Source organism: Actinocorallia aurantiaca, assembly GCF_039533685.1.
Classification (GTDB): Bacteria; Actinomycetota; Actinomycetes; order Streptosporangiales; family Streptosporangiaceae; genus Actinocorallia; species Actinocorallia aurantiaca.
Genome location: NZ_BAAATZ010000005.1, coordinates 53,516 through 71,374 on the forward strand (window position 1 = coordinate 53,516; position 17,859 = coordinate 71,374).

General features: G+C 71.6%; 16 protein-coding genes and 1 tRNA gene. 11 read left to right on the forward strand and 6 right to left on the reverse strand.

The annotated features are described in order from the left end of the window. Nucleotides 1-9: 9 nt before the first annotated feature. Together ABD327_RS06390 and ABD327_RS06395 are read left to right on the forward strand one after the other, a co-directional pair. On the forward strand, nucleotides 10-975 hold the full coding sequence (locus tag ABD327_RS06390) for a hypothetical protein (RefSeq protein WP_344449249.1): 966 nt from the start codon (nucleotides 10-12) through the stop codon (nucleotides 973-975). Continuing rightward, a complete protein-coding gene (locus ABD327_RS06395) occupies nucleotides 975-2,186 on the forward strand; it encodes an adenylosuccinate synthetase (protein WP_344449335.1) in 1,212 nt (403 codons plus the stop codon). The genes ABD327_RS06390 and ABD327_RS06395 overlap by 1 nt, the downstream gene beginning before the upstream one ends. On the opposite strand, the gene xylB is transcribed toward ABD327_RS06395, so the two are convergent. Together xylB and xylA are read right to left on the reverse strand one after the other, a co-directional pair. Next, the gene (gene xylB / locus ABD327_RS06400; RefSeq protein WP_344449250.1) at nucleotides 2,138-3,523 is read right to left on the reverse strand and encodes a xylulokinase; all 1,386 of its coding nucleotides are present in this window, start codon (nucleotides 3,521-3,523) and stop codon (nucleotides 2,138-2,140) included. The two genes, ABD327_RS06395 and xylB, sit on opposite strands and share 49 nt — an antisense overlap. Beyond that, complete coding sequence (gene xylA / locus ABD327_RS06405; protein WP_344449251.1) at nucleotides 3,520-4,665, reverse strand: xylose isomerase; 1,146 nt, start codon at nucleotides 4,663-4,665, stop codon at nucleotides 3,520-3,522. Before xylA ends, xylB begins: the two co-directional genes overlap by 4 nt. A gap of 70 nt (nucleotides 4,666-4,735) precedes the next feature. Between xylA and ABD327_RS06410 the strand changes: the two genes are divergently transcribed. Continuing rightward, complete coding sequence (locus ABD327_RS06410) at nucleotides 4,736-5,857, forward strand: ROK family transcriptional regulator (RefSeq protein WP_344449252.1); 1,122 nt, start codon at nucleotides 4,736-4,738, stop codon at nucleotides 5,855-5,857. 99 nt (nucleotides 5,858-5,956) lie between these two features. Next, nucleotides 5,957-6,718 (forward strand): neutral zinc metallopeptidase, encoded by a 762-nt coding sequence (locus ABD327_RS06415; protein WP_344449253.1) that lies wholly within the window; start codon nucleotides 5,957-5,959, stop codon nucleotides 6,716-6,718. 30 nt (nucleotides 6,719-6,748) lie between these two features. Here ABD327_RS06415 and ABD327_RS06420 read toward each other — a convergent pair whose 3' ends face one another. After that, nucleotides 6,749-7,642, reverse strand: coding sequence for a helix-turn-helix domain-containing protein (locus ABD327_RS06420; protein ID WP_344449254.1), 894 nt, complete (start codon nucleotides 7,640-7,642; stop codon nucleotides 6,749-6,751). Between the two features lie 111 nt (nucleotides 7,643-7,753). After that, nucleotides 7,754-8,542: an SAM-dependent methyltransferase gene (locus tag ABD327_RS06425; RefSeq protein ID WP_344449255.1), complete on the reverse strand. Its 789-nt coding sequence runs from the start codon at nucleotides 8,540-8,542 to the stop codon at nucleotides 7,754-7,756. A 346-nt stretch (nucleotides 8,543-8,888) separates the two neighbouring features. On the opposite strand from ABD327_RS06425, the gene ABD327_RS06430 reads away from it, so the two are divergent. The 3 genes from ABD327_RS06430 to ABD327_RS06440 all read left to right on the forward strand — a co-directional run bounded on the left by ABD327_RS06430 (nucleotide 8,889) and on the right by ABD327_RS06440 (nucleotide 11,954). After that, nucleotides 8,889-10,103 carry a S8 family serine peptidase gene (locus tag ABD327_RS06430; protein WP_344449256.1) on the forward strand — a complete coding sequence of 405 codons (1,215 nt, stop codon included), beginning with the start codon at nucleotides 8,889-8,891 and terminating at the stop codon, nucleotides 10,101-10,103. A 214-nt stretch (nucleotides 10,104-10,317) separates the two neighbouring features. Further along, a complete protein-coding gene (locus tag ABD327_RS06435; protein ID WP_344449257.1) occupies nucleotides 10,318-11,526 on the forward strand; it encodes a S8 family serine peptidase in 1,209 nt (402 codons plus the stop codon). A 299-nt stretch (nucleotides 11,527-11,825) separates the two neighbouring features. Continuing rightward, complete coding sequence (locus tag ABD327_RS06440; RefSeq protein ID WP_344449258.1) at nucleotides 11,826-11,954, forward strand: hypothetical protein; 129 nt, start codon at nucleotides 11,826-11,828, stop codon at nucleotides 11,952-11,954. 797 nt (nucleotides 11,955-12,751) lie between these two features. Here ABD327_RS06440 and ABD327_RS06445 read toward each other — a convergent pair. Together ABD327_RS06445 and ABD327_RS06450 are read right to left on the reverse strand one after the other, a co-directional pair. Continuing rightward, the gene (locus ABD327_RS06445; RefSeq protein ID WP_344449259.1) at nucleotides 12,752-13,912 is read right to left on the reverse strand and encodes a M20 metallopeptidase family protein; all 1,161 of its coding nucleotides are present in this window, start codon (nucleotides 13,910-13,912) and stop codon (nucleotides 12,752-12,754) included. 94 nt (nucleotides 13,913-14,006) lie between these two features. Next, nucleotides 14,007-15,104, reverse strand: coding sequence for a carboxylate-amine ligase (locus tag ABD327_RS06450; protein ID WP_344449260.1), 1,098 nt, complete (start codon nucleotides 15,102-15,104; stop codon nucleotides 14,007-14,009). 151 nt (nucleotides 15,105-15,255) lie between these two features. Between ABD327_RS06450 and ABD327_RS06455 the strand changes: the two genes are divergently transcribed. The 4 genes from ABD327_RS06455 (at nucleotide 15,256) to ABD327_RS06470 (ending at nucleotide 17,858) form a co-directional block, all read left to right on the forward strand. Further along, nucleotides 15,256-15,329: transfer RNA gene (locus tag ABD327_RS06455), tRNA-Ile, on the forward strand. 157 nt (nucleotides 15,330-15,486) lie between these two features. Continuing rightward, on the forward strand, nucleotides 15,487-16,416 hold the full coding sequence (locus tag ABD327_RS06460; protein WP_344449261.1) for an EamA family transporter: 930 nt from the start codon (nucleotides 15,487-15,489) through the stop codon (nucleotides 16,414-16,416). A 130-nt stretch (nucleotides 16,417-16,546) separates the two neighbouring features. Continuing rightward, entirely contained in the window at nucleotides 16,547-17,083 is a 537-nt protein-coding gene (locus tag ABD327_RS06465) for a DUF6968 family protein (protein ID WP_344449262.1), read from the forward strand. 118 nt (nucleotides 17,084-17,201) lie between these two features. Continuing rightward, nucleotides 17,202-17,858, forward strand: a complete 657-nt coding sequence (locus ABD327_RS06470; protein ID WP_344449263.1) for an LppX_LprAFG lipoprotein — start codon at nucleotides 17,202-17,204, stop codon at nucleotides 17,856-17,858. Nucleotide 17,859 lies beyond the last annotated feature (1 nt).

Here is a 17,859-nt window from a genome sequence, read left to right on the forward strand (position 1 = left end):
GAGACCCTCATGGGAAGCGGTATCTGGTCGACCGACGTCTACGCCGCCGCGGCGGACTACCGTGCGGCCACCGGAGCGAGCGCCTTCGCCCACTCCGACAGCGGAGCCAGGCACGTCCACTCGGCGCTCGACCCGCACGGCGTGGCCTTCCGGGAGAGCCGGGACGGCGACGAGCACCCCGAGTCGCTGGCGATCGGAGTGCTGTTCGACGTCACCGGCTCGATGCGGACGGTGCCCCGCGTGCTCCAGACCAAGCTGCCCGAGCTGCTCGGACTGATCCTGCGCAAGGGCTACGTCACCGACCCGCACATCCTCTTCGGCGCGATCGGCGACGCCACCTGCGACCGCGCCCCGCTCCAGATCGGGCAGTTCGAGGCCGACAACCGCATGGACGACGACCTGGGCCGGATCCTGCTGGAGGGCGGGGGCGGCGGCCAGATGACCGAGTCCTACGAGCTGGCGATGTACTTCATGGCCCGGCACACCGCGATGGACTGCTGGGAGAAGCGCGGCAAGCGCGGCTACCTCTTCCTCATGGGCGACGAGCTGGCCTACGCCAAGGTCAAGAAGGCCGAGGTGAAGCGGATCATCGGCGACGACCTGCGGCGGGACATCCCCATCGCCGACATCGTCGCGGAGCTCAAGGAGCGCTTCGACGTCTACTACCTCATCCCCGCCGGGACGTTCCACGGCGAGGATCCCAAGCTGCTGGAGTTCTGGCGCGGTCTCCTGGGCCAGAACGTCATCCGCCTGGACGACCTGAACGCCGTCTGCGAGACCATCGCCCTGACCATCGGCCTCGCCGAGGACGCGATCGACCTGGACGAGGGCCTGGAGCACCTGGAGGAGGTCGGTTCGGACGCGGGCGAGGTCGTCTCCCGCGCCCTGGCCCCGCTGCGGCGCGGTTCGGTGGCCAAGGCCAGCGCCCCCCTGGACCTGTCCGACGACCTGCCGCGCGGCACGACGCGGCTGTAATTGTGAACCATTACGTCGTCGTCGATCTCGGGTTCGGCGACTCCGGCAAGGGCACCGTGGTGGACCGGCTGTGCGCGCAGGGCTCGGCCCGGGCGGTCGTGCGGTTCAACGGCGGTGCCCAGGCGGCCCACAACGTGGTGACCGTCGACGGGCGGCACCACACGTTCGCGCAGTTCGGGTCCGGCACGTTCACTCCGGGCGTCCGGACCCACCTGTCGCGTTTCATGCTGGTGGATCCGCTTGCGCTGGCCGCCGAGGCCGCGCACCTGCGTTCCCTCGGCGTGCCGGACGCGTTCGACCGGCTGACGGTGGACGCCTCGGCGCTGCTGACGACTCCGTACCACCGGGCCGTCAACCGGGCGCGCGAGCTGGCGCGCGGCGACGGGCGGCACGGTTCGTGCGGGATGGGCGTCGGGGAGACCGCCGCGTACGCGTTGCGGCATGCCGAAGCGCCCCGTGTGGGGGACTGCCGTTCGCCTCTGCGGTTGCGGAAGGTGCTCCGGCGGGTGCGGGAGTGGGCGCTCGATCTGTTCCCCGCGGTGGACGTACCGCCGGTCGACGACTGCGCCGAGGCGTTCCTGGCCTTCGGCGCGGGCGTCCGGATCGTGGGCGGGGAGTTCCTGCCCCGCCTGCTCCGGGAAGGGCCGGCCGTCTTCGAGGGAGCGCAGGGCGTCCTGCTGGACGAGTGGCACGGCTTCCACCCGTACACGACCTGGTCCACGACCACGTTCGCGAACGCCCTGGAGCTGCTGGAGGGTGCGGACGCGCTGCGCCTCGGGGTCGTCCGCAAGTACCTGACGCGCCACGGCCCGGGTCCTTTCGTCACCGAGGACCCCGAGCTCGACCTGCCCGAGCCGCACAACGCCCACGGCGACTGGCAGGGCGGCTTCCGGGTGGGTCACTTCGACGCCGTCGCCCTGCGCTACGCCCTGGACGTCGTCGGCGGGGTGGACGGCCTGGCCGTCACCCACCTGGACGCTCCCCCGGTACGCATGTGTGGCTCTTACGATTCGATGGAGCGAATACCCCTTTACACGAATGATCTGGAAGCACAAGAGCGGCTTACCCGACGCCTCATGCAAGCACGTCCCCTCTACGACGGGATGGTGACCGGCCCGGAGGACATAGGACGAGCGCTGGACACGCCCGTCCTCCTGGAGTCCTACGGGCCGACCTCCGCCGACAAGAAGGGCCCGCTGACCTCGGCGTAGCGCTCTCTGATCCAGGGGACGGGCTCGGCGTCGTAACGCGCCTCCCCTGCGGGAGCCCATTCCGGCGGTTCGGGAGTCTCCGCCAGCAGCCACGCCGCCTGACGGGCCGCGCCCGTCGCGACGTACTCCCCTGGTTCCGGAACGAGGACGGGACGGCCGAAGACGGCGGGGGCGATGCGCCGTACGGCTTCGGAACGCGCACCGCCTCCGATGAGGCGGATCCGTTCCGGGGCGAGTCCGAGCGCGTCCACGGCGTCGGCCAGGTGGCACAGCAGCCCTTCGACCGCGGCGCGGGCCAGGTGGGCGGGTGTGGCGGTGGCCAGCCGGAGCCCGTGCAGGGAGCCCGTGGCGTCCGGCAGGTCAGGGGTGCGTTCCCCTTCCAGATAGGGCAGCAACACCAGGCCGTCCGCACCCGCCGGAGCGCTCAGGGCAAGCTCGGAGAGGCGTTCGAGACTCACCCCGAGCAGGGAGGCCGCGGCGTCCAGAACCCGGGCGGCGTTGAGGGTGCAGACCAGAGGCAGGTAGCGTCCGGTCGCGTCGGCGAAACCGGCGATCTTCCCCGACGGGTCCGCGCTGGGCGTGTCCGCGACGGCGAAGGCCGTCCCCGACGTGCCGATCGACACGACGATTTCTCCGGATGATCCGGAAGCCCCTCCCACGCCCAGCATGGCCGCCATGTTGTCGCCCGTTCCGGGGGCGACGGCGCGGCCCTCCCACTCCCCCGCCTGGTCACGCGGGCCGAGCACGCGCGGCAGTTCCGGAAGCGTGCCGAACGCGTCCTTCAGTACGTCGCGGCGGTATTCACCGGTGGCGGGCGACCAGTAGCCGGTGCCCGAGGCGTCGCCCCGGTCGGTCGTCAGCCGTCCTGTGAGGCGCCGGGTCAGCCAGTCGTGCGGCAGGCAGACCGAGGCCGTGCGGCGGACGTTGTCCGGTTCGTGTTCGGCCAGCCAGCGCAGCTTGGCGACGGTGAAGGAGGCGAGCGGCACGCTGCCCACCGCTTCGGCCCACCAACGCGCTCCCCGTTCGGCGACCAGCCCCGCCGCGGCCGAGGCCGAACGGGTGTCGTTCCACAGCAGCGCGTCCCGGACGACGTCGCCGCGTTCGTCCAGGCAGACCATGCCGTGCTGCTGCGCGGCGACGCTCAGTGCCGCGACGTCCGCCAGGCCGCCCGCCGCCTCGGCCGCGCGCTCGAAGGCGTCCCACCAGGCCGCGGGCGCGACCTCGGTGCCGGTCGGGTGCGGGGCGGAGCCCTCGCGCACGTGCGCGCCCGTCTCCGCGTCCCGGATCACCACCTTGCAGCTCTGGGTGGAGGAGTCCACCCCGGCGACGAGGGTCATCCCCGCACTCCCATGAGGTGTTCCAGGGCGAGCTGGTTCAGCCGGGTGTAGTGGCTGTCGCGCAGGGCCGCGGCGTCCGGGTCGAACTCCTCGGCCAGCAGCGCGTCGAGGCCCTCGCCGGGGGCGAGCGTGGGCACGGCCAGTTCGGGGGTGCGGGACGCGGCCAGCGCCTCGGCGACTTCGGGGTCGGCCCGGAAGGCCGCCGCCTTCTCCTTGAGGATCAGGTACGTGCGCATGTTCGCGGCGGCGGACGGCCAGACGTCGATCTCGGTGCGCAGCGGCTTGTAGTCGAAGTGCCGGGGGCCGTCGTAGCCGGCGGACTCCAGCAGGTCCACCAGGAAGAAGGCGCCCTTGAGGTCGCCGTGACCGAAGATGAGGTCCTGGTCGTAGCGGGGGCCGTGCTGTCCGTTGAGGTCGATGTGGAAGAGCTTGCCGTGCCACAGCGCCTGGGCGATGCCGTGCGTGAAGTTGAGCCCGGCCATCTGCTCGTGTCCGACCTCGGGGTTGAGGCCGACGCGTTCGGGGTGCTCCAGTTCGTTGATGAAGGCCAGGGCGTGGCCGATCGTCGGCAGCAGGATGTCGCCGCGCGGCTCGTTGGGCTTGGGCTCCAGCGCGAAACGCAGGTCGTATCCGCGGTCGATGACGTAGGACGTCAGGACGTCCAGGGCCTCCTTGTAGCGGTCGAGCGCGACGCGGACGTCCTTCGCGGCGTCGGATTCGGCTCCTTCGCGTCCGCCCCAGCAGACGTAGGTGGTCGCGCCGAGCTCCACGGCCAGGTCGATGTTGCGGATGACCTTGCGCAGCGCGTACCGGCGGATGTCGCGGTCGTTGCTGGTGAACGCGCCGTCCTTGAAGACGGGGTGCGTGAAGAGGTTCGTGGTCGCCATCGGCACTTTGAGGCCGGTGTCGGCGAGGGCCTGCTTGAAGCTCGCGACGGCCTTGTCGCGGTCCGGTTCGACGGCCGTCAGGTCGTCGTCGTGGAAGGTGACGCCGTACGCGCCCAGTTCGGCGAGGCGGTGGAGGGCCTCCGAGGGGTCCAGCGGGGGCCGCGTCGCGTCTCCGAAGGGGTCGCGGGCCTGCCAGCCGACGGTCCAGAGGCCGAAGGTGAAGCGGTCTTCCGGCCTGGGCGTGTAGGCGTTCATCTTTACTCCTCCGCATTTAATCCATAATCTGAACTAAAGGTCATCACAGAGAGGTGGCATCGTCAAGACCGTGAACCAGCCCGTACGCCACGGAGCCATGCGCGCCCGCAACCTGGCCCTGGTCCTCGGCGAGGTCGCCGGGGGCGGCCCGCTGACCCGCGCCGCCCTGGCCGAGCTCACCGGGCTGACCAAGACCACGGTCTCCAGCCTGGTCGCCGACCTGCTCTCCGCCGGGCTGGTCGCCGAGGCGCCCGCCGCCCGCGCCGGCGAGCGCGGCCGGCCCGGCGTAGAGGTGCGGCTGAGCGGCGAACACGTCGCCGCCCTGGGGCTGGAGGTCAACGTCGGCTACCTCGCGGCCTGCGTCGTCGACCTGACCGGGACCGTCCGGGCGCGGCGCACCGTCCGCGCGGACAACCGGGCGAGCCGCCCCGAGCCGGTGCTGGCCGCGCTACACCGCCTCGCGGACGAGACCCTCGCCGACGTCCCGTCCCTGCGGATCGCCGGGGCGGTCCTGGCCGTCCCGGGAACCGTCGGCGAGGACCGCGTCCACCACGCGCCGCACCTCGGCTGGCGGGACGTCCGCATCACCGACCTCACCGACCCCATCCGCGTCGCCGACCGGCCCGCCGCGGTGGAGAACGAGGCGAATCTCGCGGCCCTGGGCGAGCTGGAGTTCGGCTCCGCGCCCCGGGACTTCCTCTACGTCTCCGGCGAGACCGGTGTCGGCGCGGGCCTCGTCCGCGACGGCGGGCTCCTGCGCGGCGCGACGGGGCTGGCGGGCGAGCTGGGCCACGTGGTCGTCGCGGACGGCGGCCCGGCCTGCCGGTGCGGGAGCCGGGGCTGCCTGGAGGCGTACGCGGGGCAGGACGTCCTGCCCGGTCCCGCCGCCCTGGCCGCGGACGACCCGGGGGCCGCGGCCGCGTGCGCGCGGGCGGGACGCGCCCTGGGCCTGGCCCTGTCCTCCGCGGTGAACCTCCTCGACCCGGGCGCGATCGTGCTCGGCGGCCGCTACGTCCCGCTGTTCCCCTGGCTGGCGCCGCACGTCCGGGCCGTGCTCGACGAGCGGCTCGGCGCCCTGCGCCCCGCACCGCCCGTCCTGCTTCCCGCCGCCACCGGCCCGGACGCGGCGGTGCTCGGAGCCGCGGCCCGGGTGCTGCGCCGGGTCCTGGCCGACCCCGCCTCCCTCGGCTGAGAGCGCGTCACACAGCCGCCCGAAAGGCGAACCGTTTTCCCTTTTGCGGAGTCAGAAGACATGGATGCTCCCCCGCCCTGACTTCGCACGGAGAACGACATGTTCAAACGCCTCCTCCCCCTCGCCCTGGCCGCCGTCATGGCCACCACCGCGGGCTGCGGGTTCCAGGTGGGTGACATCCAGACGCCGCCCGCCGACGCCCCCACCATGAAGCCCGGCCCCAACACCGGAGCGCCCAACGCAGGGGATCCCGTCCCCACGCAGAGCGGGCAGCCCGACCCCAACGCGAACTTCTCCGACGCCGACGTCACCCAGGAGATCAACGACGCCGTCCAGGTCGTCGACACCTACTGGAACACCCACTGGCCGGAGCTCTTCACCGGCACCTACACCCCGCCGCGCGTCCTGGGCGCCTACAACGGCACCGACCCCAACCGCTTCACCTGCGGCGGCCAGATCGCCGAGGCGTTCAACGCCTACTACTGCAACCCCGAGGACTACGTCGCCTGGGACTTCGAGCTGATGAAGACCGGCTACGCCCAGGGCGACGCCTGGATCTACCTCGTCATCGCGCACGAGTGGGGCCACGCCATCCAGAACCGCCTCCAGATGAACCTGGTGGCCGAGCGCAAGGAACTCCAGGCCGACTGCCTGGCCGGCGCCGTCCTGTGGGGCGCCCAGACCGACGGCACCCTCACCTGGGAGGAAGGCGACACCACCGAGATCGGGACCGCGCTGTCTTCCTTCGGCGACAGCTACCCGTGGACCGACACCAGCTCCCACGGCGACGCCGTCGAGCGGGTCACCGCCTTCGGCCAGGGCCGCGCCAACGGCATCCGCGGCTGCCTCGCCGAGGGCTGATGCCCGGCGGACGGAGCCGGGCCCCCGGGTTCAGAGATCGCGCAGGACGCGGTCGAGGAACTCCGGGGTCCGGTCCGGGGCGAGGGCGTTGGTGGCGAGCTCGTCGATGAGCTGGCGGTAGCGGAGCACGTCGACGGGGCGGTCGGGATAGTCGCCGTCGTTGTGGCGCTCCAGGAAGACCACGTCGGGGAGTTCCCCGGCGGGGAGCCTGAGCAGGGTGACCGGGGTGCCGGCCACGGCGTGCACCCCGTAGGAGAACGGCAGGATCTGGACCCGGATGTTCGGGCACGCGGAGAGCTCTGCCAGGTGGTCGAACTGGGCGCGCATGAGCGCCGCGTCCCCCGCCGGACGGCGCAGCGCGGCCTCGTCCAGGATCATCCACAGGCGCGGGCCCCCAGGCCTGGCCAGCACGTCCTGGCGGTGCAGCCGCAGCTCCACCCGCCGGGCGATGCGCTCCCTGGTCTCGCCCGGATGGCGGCGGACCAGCTCGGCACGGGCGTAGTCGGGGGTCTGCAGCAGGTCGTGGACCGCGCGGATCTCGTAGCCCCGGATGACGCTGGCGGCCTGCTCCAGGCCGAGGCAGGGCTCGAACCACGACGGGACCAGGTCGCTGTAGGGCTGCCACCAGCCGGCCAGGCCGGACTGGCGGCCCAGCTCCAGCAGGACGGAACGCTCCTCGTCGAGGACCCCGTACAGCTCCAGCAGGTCTTCCAGGTCGCGGGACTTGAACTTGTGCCTGCCGAGCTCCATCCGGCTGATCTTCGACTCGGAGCCGCGGATGACGTCGGCCGCCGCCTCCCGGGTGATGCCCCGGCCCTCCCGGAGCCGGCGCAGCTGGGCCCCGAGGATCATGCGGGGCGCGGTGGGCCCGGCCCGCCACTCGTCGGTCACGGCCGGCCCGCTCTCCATCAGGTTCCTCGTCATCGGACAGCCCCTTCGCCCAGCGGATTCCGGTTCCATCATGGGCCGTCCCGAGACGGGGATCCAGCGAACCCGCCTCGCGATGAGACAACGATAGAGAAAACCATCAGTTATCTACATTTTCCGCCCGACCCCGCACAGTGTAGGGCTCTCCGAGAGCTCTCCCAGATCCGCTTCGGGCCGCCACAGCGGACACGGGACGATCCCCGGTTCCACCGTTTCCAGTCCGGAGAAGAACGCCTCGAGCCGGGCCTTGCTCCGGAGTCTGTAGGGAACCGCCCCGGTGTCGTCGTAGCCCTGCTGCGCCTCGTTCAGCGCGGCGTTCTCGTCGTGGCCGTCGTACAGGGCCAGGAAGCTCCCCGGCGGCAGGCCCGCCAGCAGCTCCGCCACCAGCGCGTGCGCCTCCTCGTCATCGCTCACGTGCCCCATGACGCCCATGAGCGTCAGGGCCACGGGCCGGCCGGGGTCCAGCGTCTTCCACGCCCGCTCCAGGATCGACGCGGGCTCGTGCAGGTCGGCGTCGACGAAGTCGGTGGCGCCCTCGGCGGTGCTGGTCAGCAGCGCTCTCGCGTGGGAGAGCACGAGGGGGTCGTTGTCCACGTAGACGATCCGCGCGGACGGATCCGCCCGCTGCGCCAGCTCGTGGGTGTTGTCGACGGTCGGCAGACCCGTCCCGACGTCGAGGAACTGGCCGACGCCCTCCTCCTGGACCAGGTACCGCACGGCGCGGCCCAAGAAGTGCCGGCCCTCCCGCGCGACGTCCGCGATTCCGGGGAAGGCCGCCAGATAGGCGTCCCCCGCCTTCGCGTCGACGGGGTAGTGGTCCTTGCCCCCCAGGAAGTAGTTCCAGATCCGCGCCGAGTGCGGAACGCTCCTGTCGATCACGGGCTCGGTATCGGCCATGCTGCTCCTTCGCACGCCACGAACGGCTTGGATGTCGATACTTCACCGCAATGGTGTCCGATCCGCCAAAAACCTGCAACGGATCAGGGGGCCCGAATCACACGCCGGGCCCGATTTTCGGACATCACAGGGTTCTGCAATATGACGCATGCATGTCATATGCGTTAACTCCTTGTCACCCAGAAGGGCCTCGTACTCCCTCATTACACCCCTGGCAAGGGCCCTGACGGTTTATTAGGAATCAGTCAAAAAGCAATAACAGATCTATTCGGGCCCTGGTACCCGCATGGCGAGGATCCGAGGATGCGATTGCTCCCGAAATCCCCCACATCGGAGGAAATCCCCCATGCGTCACTCAGTACTGGCCGTCCTGGCGGCGGCCTTCCTGGTCGCCGCCTCCCCCGCCGTCCAAGCCGAGACCGCCGCAGAATCCGTCGATTACATCGTGGTGCTCAAGAAGGGCAGCGACCCCTCGAAGGTCGCCAAGGAGCACGGGAACAAGCACAAGACGAAGCTCAGCCGCACCTACAGCCACGCCCTGCGCGGCTACTCCGCGAACATGACGTCCGCCGCCGCCAAGAAGATCGCCGAGGACTCCCGCGTCGAGTTCGTCCAGGTCGACCAGGAGGTGACGGTCGCGGCCCAGACGCTGCCCACCGGCATCAACCGCGTCGACGCCGACGCCAGCCCCACCGCCAACATCAACAACGTCGACCAGCGCGTCGGCGTGGACGTCGCGGTGATCGACACCGGGATCCAGCTCAACCACCCCGACCTCAACGTCTACACCGCCGGGGCCAAGAACTGCTCCACCGGCTCCAGCGCCGCCGACGGCAACGGCCACGGCACCCACGTGGCCGGCACGATCGGCGCCCTCGACAACACCAGCGGGGTCGTCGGCGTCGCGCCGGGCGCGCGGGTGTGGCCGATCCGGGTGCTCAACAACTCCGGCAGCGGGAGCTTCTCGTCCATCATCTGCGGCATCGACTACGTGACGGCGCACGCCGGTGAGATCGAGGTCGCCAACATGAGCCTCGGCGGCTCCGGCACCGACGACAGCAACTGCGGCAACACCAACGGCGACGCCATGCACCAGGCGATCTGCGCCTCGGTGGCCGCCGGCGTCACCTACGCGGTCGCCGCGGGCAACAGCTCCGCCAACTCCTCGGGCTACGTGCCCGCCTCCTACAACGAAGTGATCACCGTCAGCGCCCTGGCCGACTTCAACGGGCTGCCGGGCGGCGGAGCCGCGGCCACGTGCCGCTCCGACGTGGACGACACCTTCGCGAGCTTCTCCAACTACGGCTCCGACGTCGACCTCATCGCCCCCGGCGTCTGCATCTACTCGACGTGGACGGGCAGCGGCTACAACACCATCTCCGGCACCTCGATGGCGACCCCGCACGTGGCGGGCGCCGCCGCCCTCTACAAGGCCACCCACCCGACCGCCTCGCCCGCCGCGGTGAAGAGCGCCCTGCAGACCGCCGGCACCACCAACTGGACGAACTCGGACGACCCCGACGGCATCAAGGAGAAGCTCCTCAACGTGACCGGCTTCTGACCACCCGCCCCCTCACCGCCCGGGCCCTCGGCCCGGGCGGCTCCGTTCGTACGGGCCTTCCCACGATGCTTCCCTCCCGATATGCCGTGAATGGCGGATCTTCCGTTCAACACGTGTTTACCGGGAGCGCGAAAAAAGCCTCGACAGAATATATGACTGATTATCATGAGCGGCTGAAAACACCGTGACGGATTCACTTCCGAAGGAATTCCGCATGCGCCGCTCAGTCCCGACCGTCCTGGCGACGGCCGTCCTCGCCGCCCTCGTCTCCCCCGCCGTCCGCGCCGACCCGCCGACCGGCTACATCGTGGTCCTGAAGAAGGGCAGCGACTCGGCCTCCATCGCCCAGCAGCACTCCGGGGAGTACAAGGCCGAGGTCCTGTACACCTACGGCCACGCCCTGCACGGCTACGCGGCGGCCATGACCACCGACGTCGCCGGAAAGCTGGCCAAGGACCCCCGGGTGCGGTTCGTCCAGCCCGACCGGAGCGTCCGCCTGGAGGCCCAGACCACCCCCACCGGCGTCGACCGCGTCGACGCCGAGGCCAGCCCCACCTCCGGCCTCGACAACGTCGACGGGCGCGTCGACGTCGACGTCGCGGTGATCGACACCGGGATCCAGCCGGACCACCCCGACCTCAACGTGCACTCCGCCGGGGCCAAGAGCTGCACCGGGGGGACCGGGGCCGTGGACGGCAACGGGCACGGCACCCATGTCGCCGGGACGATCGGCGCCCTCGACAACGACCAGGGCGTGGTCGGTGTCGCCCCGGGCGCGCGGGTGTGGCCGGTCCAGGTGCTCGACGACTCGGGGAACGGCACCTTCTCCTCGATCATCTGCGGCATCGACCACGTGACGGCGCACGCCGGCGAGATCGAGGTCGCCAACCTGAGCCTCGGCGCCGCCGGCACCGACGACGGCAACTGCGGCAACACCAGCCGCGACGCCCTGCACCAGGCGGTCTGCGCCTCGGTGGCGGCCGGCGTCACCTACACGGTGGCCGCGGGCAACTCCTCCGTCGACGCCGCCAAGAGGGTGCCCGCCGCCTACGACGAGGTGATCACCGTCAGCGCGCTGGCGGACTTCGACGGCCTGCCCGGGGGCAAGGCCCAGTCCACCTGCCTCACCGACCAGGACGACACCTTCGCGAACTTCTCCAACCACGGCCGTGACGTCGACCTCATCGCTCCCGGCGCCTGCATCCGCTCCACCTGGCTGAAGGGCGGCTACAGCCTCAGTTCCGGCACGTCCATGGCGGCTCCGCACGCCGCGGGCGCCGCCGCCCTCTACAAGGCGGCCCGTCCGTCGGCCTCCCCGGCCGCGGTGAAGACGGCCCTGCGCAATGCCGGGACGACCAACTGGACGAACTCGGACGACCCCGACGGCATCAAGGAGAAGCTCCTCAACGTGGCGGGCTTCTGAGGAACGCCGCGAAGTCTTCGGGAAAAGGTCATGCCGGAGTAATGGCTCAGAGAAGGTGAATCCGGTCACTCACGGTGACGCCCCGCCGCCCCTCCAGGCCTTTCCCGCCTTCGCCCCTTGCCTTATCTCTGGGTAAATCCTAGTTTTTTGGTATATGGCGGTAAACGGACGCCCTGGGGTTGTTCTGACCGCTCCCGAGTGCGGCAGGAGGGCGGATACCCTTGACTGGTAGCATCCGTCGTCTCCGCCCGGCCTCCGGCCGCGCATCGGAGTCCGAAGAGCGAAGGGAACAAGCAGCCGTGACCGACCAGTCGCCCACCTCCGTGAACGAGGAGATCGAGACGCCCGTCGCCGCCGACGACGAAGTGGCCGCCGCGCTCGCCAACTGGCCGACCAACACTGCCAACCCGCGCCGCACCCAGATCTGAGGCAGCACCCGGGCTGACGCCGGTCCCCGGGCCCTCCCAGCGGGGAGGGCCCGGGGACCGGCGTTTTCGGCGCACCGAGAGCACCGTGCGCGCCTCGGGCACCCGTGCATCCCGAAAGCTCCAGATGCTCCAGATAAAGGTGAATTCCGCCTATTCATCTGATAAGGCTTGGTCTGTCGCATGTCGCACTGAGTGGAGCCACCGTGAGCGATCCAACGATTCCCGGGAACGTGCCAAGCGGAAACCCCTCAGGGCCGCTCCGCCCCGTCTTCCCCTCCGCGCCGCCGCCTGCTTTCAGCCGGCGTCCTCCCGCCCAGCGCCCGCCCGCCCCGAGCCCCGTCGTCGCCCGGCCGGGGTCTTCGTACGGGCGCCCCGCGGGCCCGCGCCCGCCCGCCGCGGACGACCCCGGCCGGACCGCACACGACCTCGTGCACCACTCCCCGCCCCACCGCGGACCCGGTCCACACCGGGCACGACGGGGAGAGCGTCCCCCGTCGCCCGGCTCCCGGTCCCGCCCGCCGGGCGGGAGGGGACGCGGTGCCCTCTCCGCCGGAATCCTGTGGATCCTGGCCTGGTCCGCCGTGATCTCCGTGGTCTGCCCGCTGATCAGCACGATGGTCTTCGACCGTCCGGTCCTTTGGGCATGGCCGCTCGCCGCCGCCCTGTTCTCGGCCTTCCTCTACTCCTCCTCCCGGCACTGACCGGCAAGGCGAACAACGCCTTCCGGAAGGGCGTCTCCGGGCCGCGGTACGGCTTCGACCCGCGGCCCCGTGAAGTGACCGCGAGGTGAGCGGGGGTCAGGTCGCGGCGGCCAGGTAGCCGGCCACCAGGGCTTCAGCGACCTGGCCGATGACCTCGTCGCCGGGCAGGAAGGCCGGGTGGTGCAGGCCGGGGGCCGACGGGTCGGTGCCGGTGCCGACGAAGAGCATGAGGCCGCGGGTGTCGCGGCAGTAGTGCGAGAAGTCGTCGGCGCCGTAGGAGCGGAAGGAGCGGTCCACGGGGACTCCGAAGCCGTTGAGGACGGCGGTCGCGCGGTCGGCCAAATCCGGGTCGTTGCGCAGGACCGGCTCCAGGGGGTGGATGCGGGTCTCGGCGGCGCAGCCGAAGGCGGCGGCGGTGTGCGCGGCGATCTCGGTGATGAGCCCGGTCGCCTCGGCGCGGTCCTCGTCCCGCATGACCCGGACGGTGCCGCGCGCCACCGCGGTGTCCGGGATGACGTTCGGGGCGCTGCCGCCGCTGATGTGGCCGACGGTGCAGGACGCGCCGAGCACGGGGTCGAACCGGCGGGACGCCAGGTGCTGGAGGGCCACGACGACCTGGCACAGGGCGAGGACGGGGTCGCGGGTCAGGTGCGGGTAGCCCGCGTGGCCGCCCGAGCCGGTCACGGTGATCTCGAACTCGTCGGCGGCGGCGTTGACCGGCCCGGAGGTCGCCCCGACGACTCCGGCGGGCAGCCTCGGCTGGACGTGGGCGCCGACCACCGCGAGGGCGCCTTCCAGGACCCCTGAGCGCACGACGTCCTCGGCGCCGGACGGGTGGGTCTCCTCCCGGGGCTGCAGGAGGGCGAGCACCGGGACGTCCAGGCCGATCCTGGCGGCGGCGCGGCAGACGGCGACGAGCGCGGCGAGGTGGACGTCGTGGCCGCAGGAGTGCATGGCCGCGCCGGTCGCGCTCCAGGGCGCGCCGGTGCGCTCGGTCATCGGCAGGGCGTCGAGTTCGGCGCGCAACACCACGCCCGGGCCGTCCCCGCCGATCCGCAGGAGGCGGCCGGTCCCCGCCACGCGTTCTCCCGGCCCGGCGTCCAGCGCTTCCACGACCGCGCGGGCGGTGTCCTCCTCCCGGCCCGAGACGCGCGGGTCGGCGTGCAGGCGGTGCCGCAGCTCGACGGCCGCGGGGAGTTCGTCGGCGACGGCGGTGCGGAGCTTGCGTTGGAGGGTGTCGTCGGGTTCGGGGGGCATGAAACCATTTTTACTGCACCATGAACCGGAGTTTCACTCCCCTATGGGGTATTTGACGTCGCTCTCGGTATCGCCGGTATCGATACCTCCCCGCTCAGCCCCGGGTCTCGGTGGCGAGCCCCGCGACGACGGCCCGCAGCGAGCCCCCGCGCGCGTGGACGGCGCGCTGCCTGGCCGCGCAGTCCCCCCGCTCCAGCAGGTCCGCGGTGAGGCTCGAGACCAGGTCCCAGTCCCCGGCGTCCTCCAGGAGCGGGCGCAGCCCCGTCAGCAGGTCCCGGACCACCTCGCCGGACGGCGCGGGACGCCCCGTCGCCGGATCGATCAGCGGCCCGCCCAGCCCGGACCGGGCCGCGTGCCACGTCGCCGAGCGCAGCAGCTCCGCCCGCACCGGCCGGAACTCCTCCTCGACGGCGGCGCACTCCCGCCGGACCAGCGCGCGGAAGAGCCCGGCCAGCAGGACGACGTCGTCCACCCTGGGGCACGCGTCGCAGACGCGCAGCTCCAGCGTGGGCAGGTGGGAGGACGGGCGGACGTCGAAGTAGACCATGCCCGGGTCGAGGATCGTCCCCTGGGCCACGAGCTCGGCCACCAGCGCGTCGTACTCCGCGGCGCTGTCGAAGGATCCGGGCGGCCCGGCCGTCGGCCAGCGCTGCCACAGCAGCGACCGGTAGCTGGCGTAGCCGGTGTCGGACCTCCGCCAGAACGGCGAGCTGGCGCTGAGCGCGAGGAAGACCGGCAGCCAGGGCGCCAGCCTCCGCAGCACCCGCGCCGCGAGGTCGCGGTCGCGGCCGGGCACGTCCACGTGCACCTGGACACTGCAGATCAGCTGCTCTCCGGCCAGGGTGCGGTAGAGGTCGTGCATGCGCCTGAACCTGGGCACGGGCGGGACGACGCAGCCGGAGACCTCGCCCAGCGGCACCGTGCCGGAGGCCACCACGCCCAGGCCCTGCTCCTCGGCCGTCCCGATCAGCGTCCGCCGGGTGGCCGTCAGGTCGTCCGCCAGGTCGCCCAGTTCCGCCCAGGGGGCGCTGTGCGCCTCGATCGACGTCTCCTGGAGCTCGGCGCTGTACCTGTCGCCGGGCAGCAGCTCGAGCAGGGCCATGGCGGCGGGCGTCAGCCGCCCGCTGTCCAGGGCGACGAGGTGGAACTCCTCCTCCACCCCGACCAGCAGCTCGTTGGATGATTTCGCCATCGTCAACCCGTCAACCAGCAGATCACGAGCATCCCCCTGGAATTCGCCTTCGCATTCCGTTCCCGCGAAGTGTTCACCGGCCCCCCTGCACGCTCTACACTTTCTTTGTTGGGTCCCCGGCACAGCCGGAGCAGGCCCGAGCACGAGGCCAGGGGCGGTAGCTCAGCCGGTCAGAGCAGCGGACTCATAATCCGCCGGTCGTGGGTTCGAGCCCCACCCGCCCCACCTTCTTTCAACCTCTTGACCTGCGCACCGGCATTCCTCCCCGAACCCGGACCTTCCGTAACCGCCTGCGGGAGGCCGCGGGGAGCCGAGGGACGCCACACCCCGGCCCGCCGCCATGTGGTGGACTCGTTGATCTTCGTGCGCGGAGACTGGTCCCATGGCGAATCCACCAGCACGGACGGAACCTGCCCGCGGAGACCTGTCGCGCACCGCCCTGACGGCGCTCACGCCCATGGTGTGGGGCACGACCTACGTCGTCACCACCGAACTCCTGCCCCCGGGGCACCCCCAGTTCGCGGGGCTGCTGCGGGCGCTGCCCGCGGGCCTGATCGCGCTGGCGCTCACCCGGACCCTGCCGCGCGGGGCCTGGTGGTGGAAGGCCGCGGTGCTCGGCGTGCTGAACATCGGCCTCTTCTTCTCCCTGCTGTTCATCGCGGCCGAACGCCTGCCGGGAGGCGTCGCCGCCACCCTGGGCGCGGTGCAGCCGCTCATCGTCGCCGTCCTGGCCGTCGCCGTCCTTCGCGAGCCCCCTTCGGCCTCCCGCTTCCTGTGGGGCGTGGTCGGCGTCGTGGGGGTGGGGCTGGTGGTGACCGGCCCGAGCGCGGCGTTCGACGCCGTCGGGGTCGCGGCGGGGCTCGGCGGCACGGTCACCATGGCCCTGGGGGTGACGCTCACCAAGCGGTGGGGACGCCCCGACGGGGTCGGCCCCACCGCGTTCGCCGGCTGGCAGCTCGCCGCGGGCGGCCTCTTCCTGCTTCCCGTGGCCCTCCTCCTCGAGGGCGCGCCGCCCGCGATCGACGGGGCCGCCGTGCTCGGCTACCTCTGGCTGGGCCTGGTCGGCGGCCTGCTCGCCTACGTCCTGTGGTTCCGCGGCGTCACCTCCCTGCCCGTCACCTCGGTCGCGGTCCTCGGCCTGATCACGCCCCTGGTCGCCGCGCTGCTCGGCGCCGTCCTGCTCGGCCAGACCCTCGGCCCGATCCAGCTCACCGGATTCGCGCTCGCCCTCGCCGCCATCGTCGCGAGCCAGATCCCCGCACGCCCGCGCCCCTCCGTCCCCGGACCCGCCCTGGAGAAGGGGGCCCCATGAGACCGGGCGAACGCCCGTCCGGGGCGGGTCGGCCAAGACGGGTTAGAGGCGTGGTCGTCTCCCGGTATGCGTCTGGCCTGGTCCGCATCCTCCTCGTTTCCGGGTGGGGTGAACGCGGTAGATCGACCGTGTGAACGTGATCGCACGGCGGGTTCTTCAGCTGCACGACGATAACGGCGACGGGGTCCGGGACGTGGTGATCTCCATCGGACAGCCCCACCGCGATCCGGACGGGCGCGGGGAGTGGATCTGCCCCTACGAGATCGAGGGCCTGGGCGACTGGGACGGCCGGTACCAGGTCGCCGGAGAGGACTCCGTCCAGGCGCTCCAGCTGGTCCACGGGGTGATCTGGGGGATCCTGACGGGTTCGGAGCGCAGCCACCTGCTGCGCCTGTGGGGCGAGCCCGACCTGGGCTTCCCGTCCCCCTTCCAGCGGATCAGGGTGCTGCACGAAGCCTCCTCCGACAGCGCCTACATCGCGCTGGCCGGGGTGTTCGACCAGGCGCAGGAGGCGGTCGAGCAGATCGAGGTCGGCGACCGGAACGGCGAGCTCGCCGCCGTCCTGGACTTCGCCCGCTCGGGCGAGCTGCTGGGTATCGAGCTCTTCCGGGCGGGCCGCCGTCTGCCGGAGGGGCTGCGCGCCCGTCCCGTCGTCCAGGGGCCCTGAGTCATCCTCCAGGGGGATGCGCTCTCTCCACACTCCCCCGGCGGGCCGACGGAGCCGGCAAAGAAGTCGGCTGGGGAGGCCTGTCCACCGTTGAGGCGAAGTGGCTAGGCTCACCGCCATGTCCCGAATTCGCACCCTCCTGGCGGCGGTCCTCGCCGTGACTTTGATGTCCGGTTGCTCTTCCGAAGAAGGCTCCGGCGGCCCGCTGCCCGACGGACAGGCCCTGCTGCGGGAGTCCGCCACGGCCATGAAGGACGTCACCAGTGTCGGGTTCGTCCTGGCCACGGAGGGAACGCCCGCCGGGCTCCCGGTGAAGGCGATGAACGGGGAACTGCTGCGCAACGGCGACGCGCAGGGCGACGTGACCGCCGTCCAGGCCGGGCTGACGATCGAGGCCAAGTTCGTCATCGTCGGCCCCGACCTCTACTTCAACCTCATGGGCGGTTACCAGAAGACCGACAAGTCCATGATCACCAGCATTCTGGACCCGTCCGCGATCCTCGACCCCGAGCGCGGCATCGCGCTGATGCTCGAGCAGGCCACCGGCGCCAAGGCCGAGGCCCGCGAGGACGGCCTGGTCCGGATCTCGGCCAGCCTGCCCGGAAGCGCCGTCGCCGGGCTGGGGATCAAGACCTCCCAGACCCTCCAGGGCCAGGTGTGGATCAACGAAGAGGACAAGCGGCTCTCGAAGGTCAAGATGAACCTGGACGGCGGGTCGGCGACCCTGTCGCTCTCCGACTTCAACGCCGATCCGACGATCCAGGCGCCGAAGTAGC

What these genes read in the sequence shown, in the direction of transcription:
- ABD327_RS06420 (WP_344449254.1), bottom strand. Translation starts at nt 7,642, where the DNA reads ATGACGAGGAACCTGATGGAGAGCGGGCCGGCCGTGACCGACGAGTGG.
- ABD327_RS06390 (WP_344449249.1), top strand. Translation starts at nt 10, where the DNA reads ATGGGAAGCGGTATCTGGTCGACCGACGTCTACGCCGCCGCGGCGGAC.
- ABD327_RS06430 (WP_344449256.1), top strand. Translation starts at nt 8,889, where the DNA reads ATGCGTCACTCAGTACTGGCCGTCCTGGCGGCGGCCTTCCTGGTCGCC.
- ABD327_RS06415 (WP_344449253.1), top strand. Translation starts at nt 5,957, where the DNA reads ATGTTCAAACGCCTCCTCCCCCTCGCCCTGGCCGCCGTCATGGCCACC.
- xylB (WP_344449250.1), bottom strand. Translation starts at nt 3,523, where the DNA reads ATGACCCTCGTCGCCGGGGTGGACTCCTCCACCCAGAGCTGCAAGGTG.
- ABD327_RS06425 (WP_344449255.1), bottom strand. Translation starts at nt 8,542, where the DNA reads ATGGCCGATACCGAGCCCGTGATCGACAGGAGCGTTCCGCACTCGGCG.
- ABD327_RS06435 (WP_344449257.1), top strand. Translation starts at nt 10,318, where the DNA reads ATGCGCCGCTCAGTCCCGACCGTCCTGGCGACGGCCGTCCTCGCCGCC.
- ABD327_RS06460 (WP_344449261.1), top strand. Translation starts at nt 15,487, where the DNA reads ATGGCGAATCCACCAGCACGGACGGAACCTGCCCGCGGAGACCTGTCG.
- ABD327_RS06445 (WP_344449259.1), bottom strand. Translation starts at nt 13,912, where the DNA reads ATGCCCCCCGAACCCGACGACACCCTCCAACGCAAGCTCCGCACCGCC.
- xylA (WP_344449251.1), bottom strand. Translation starts at nt 4,665, where the DNA reads ATGAACGCCTACACGCCCAGGCCGGAAGACCGCTTCACCTTCGGCCTC.
- ABD327_RS06450 (WP_344449260.1), bottom strand. Translation starts at nt 15,104, where the DNA reads ATGGCGAAATCATCCAACGAGCTGCTGGTCGGGGTGGAGGAGGAGTTC.
- ABD327_RS06470 (WP_344449263.1), top strand. Translation starts at nt 17,202, where the DNA reads ATGTCCCGAATTCGCACCCTCCTGGCGGCGGTCCTCGCCGTGACTTTG.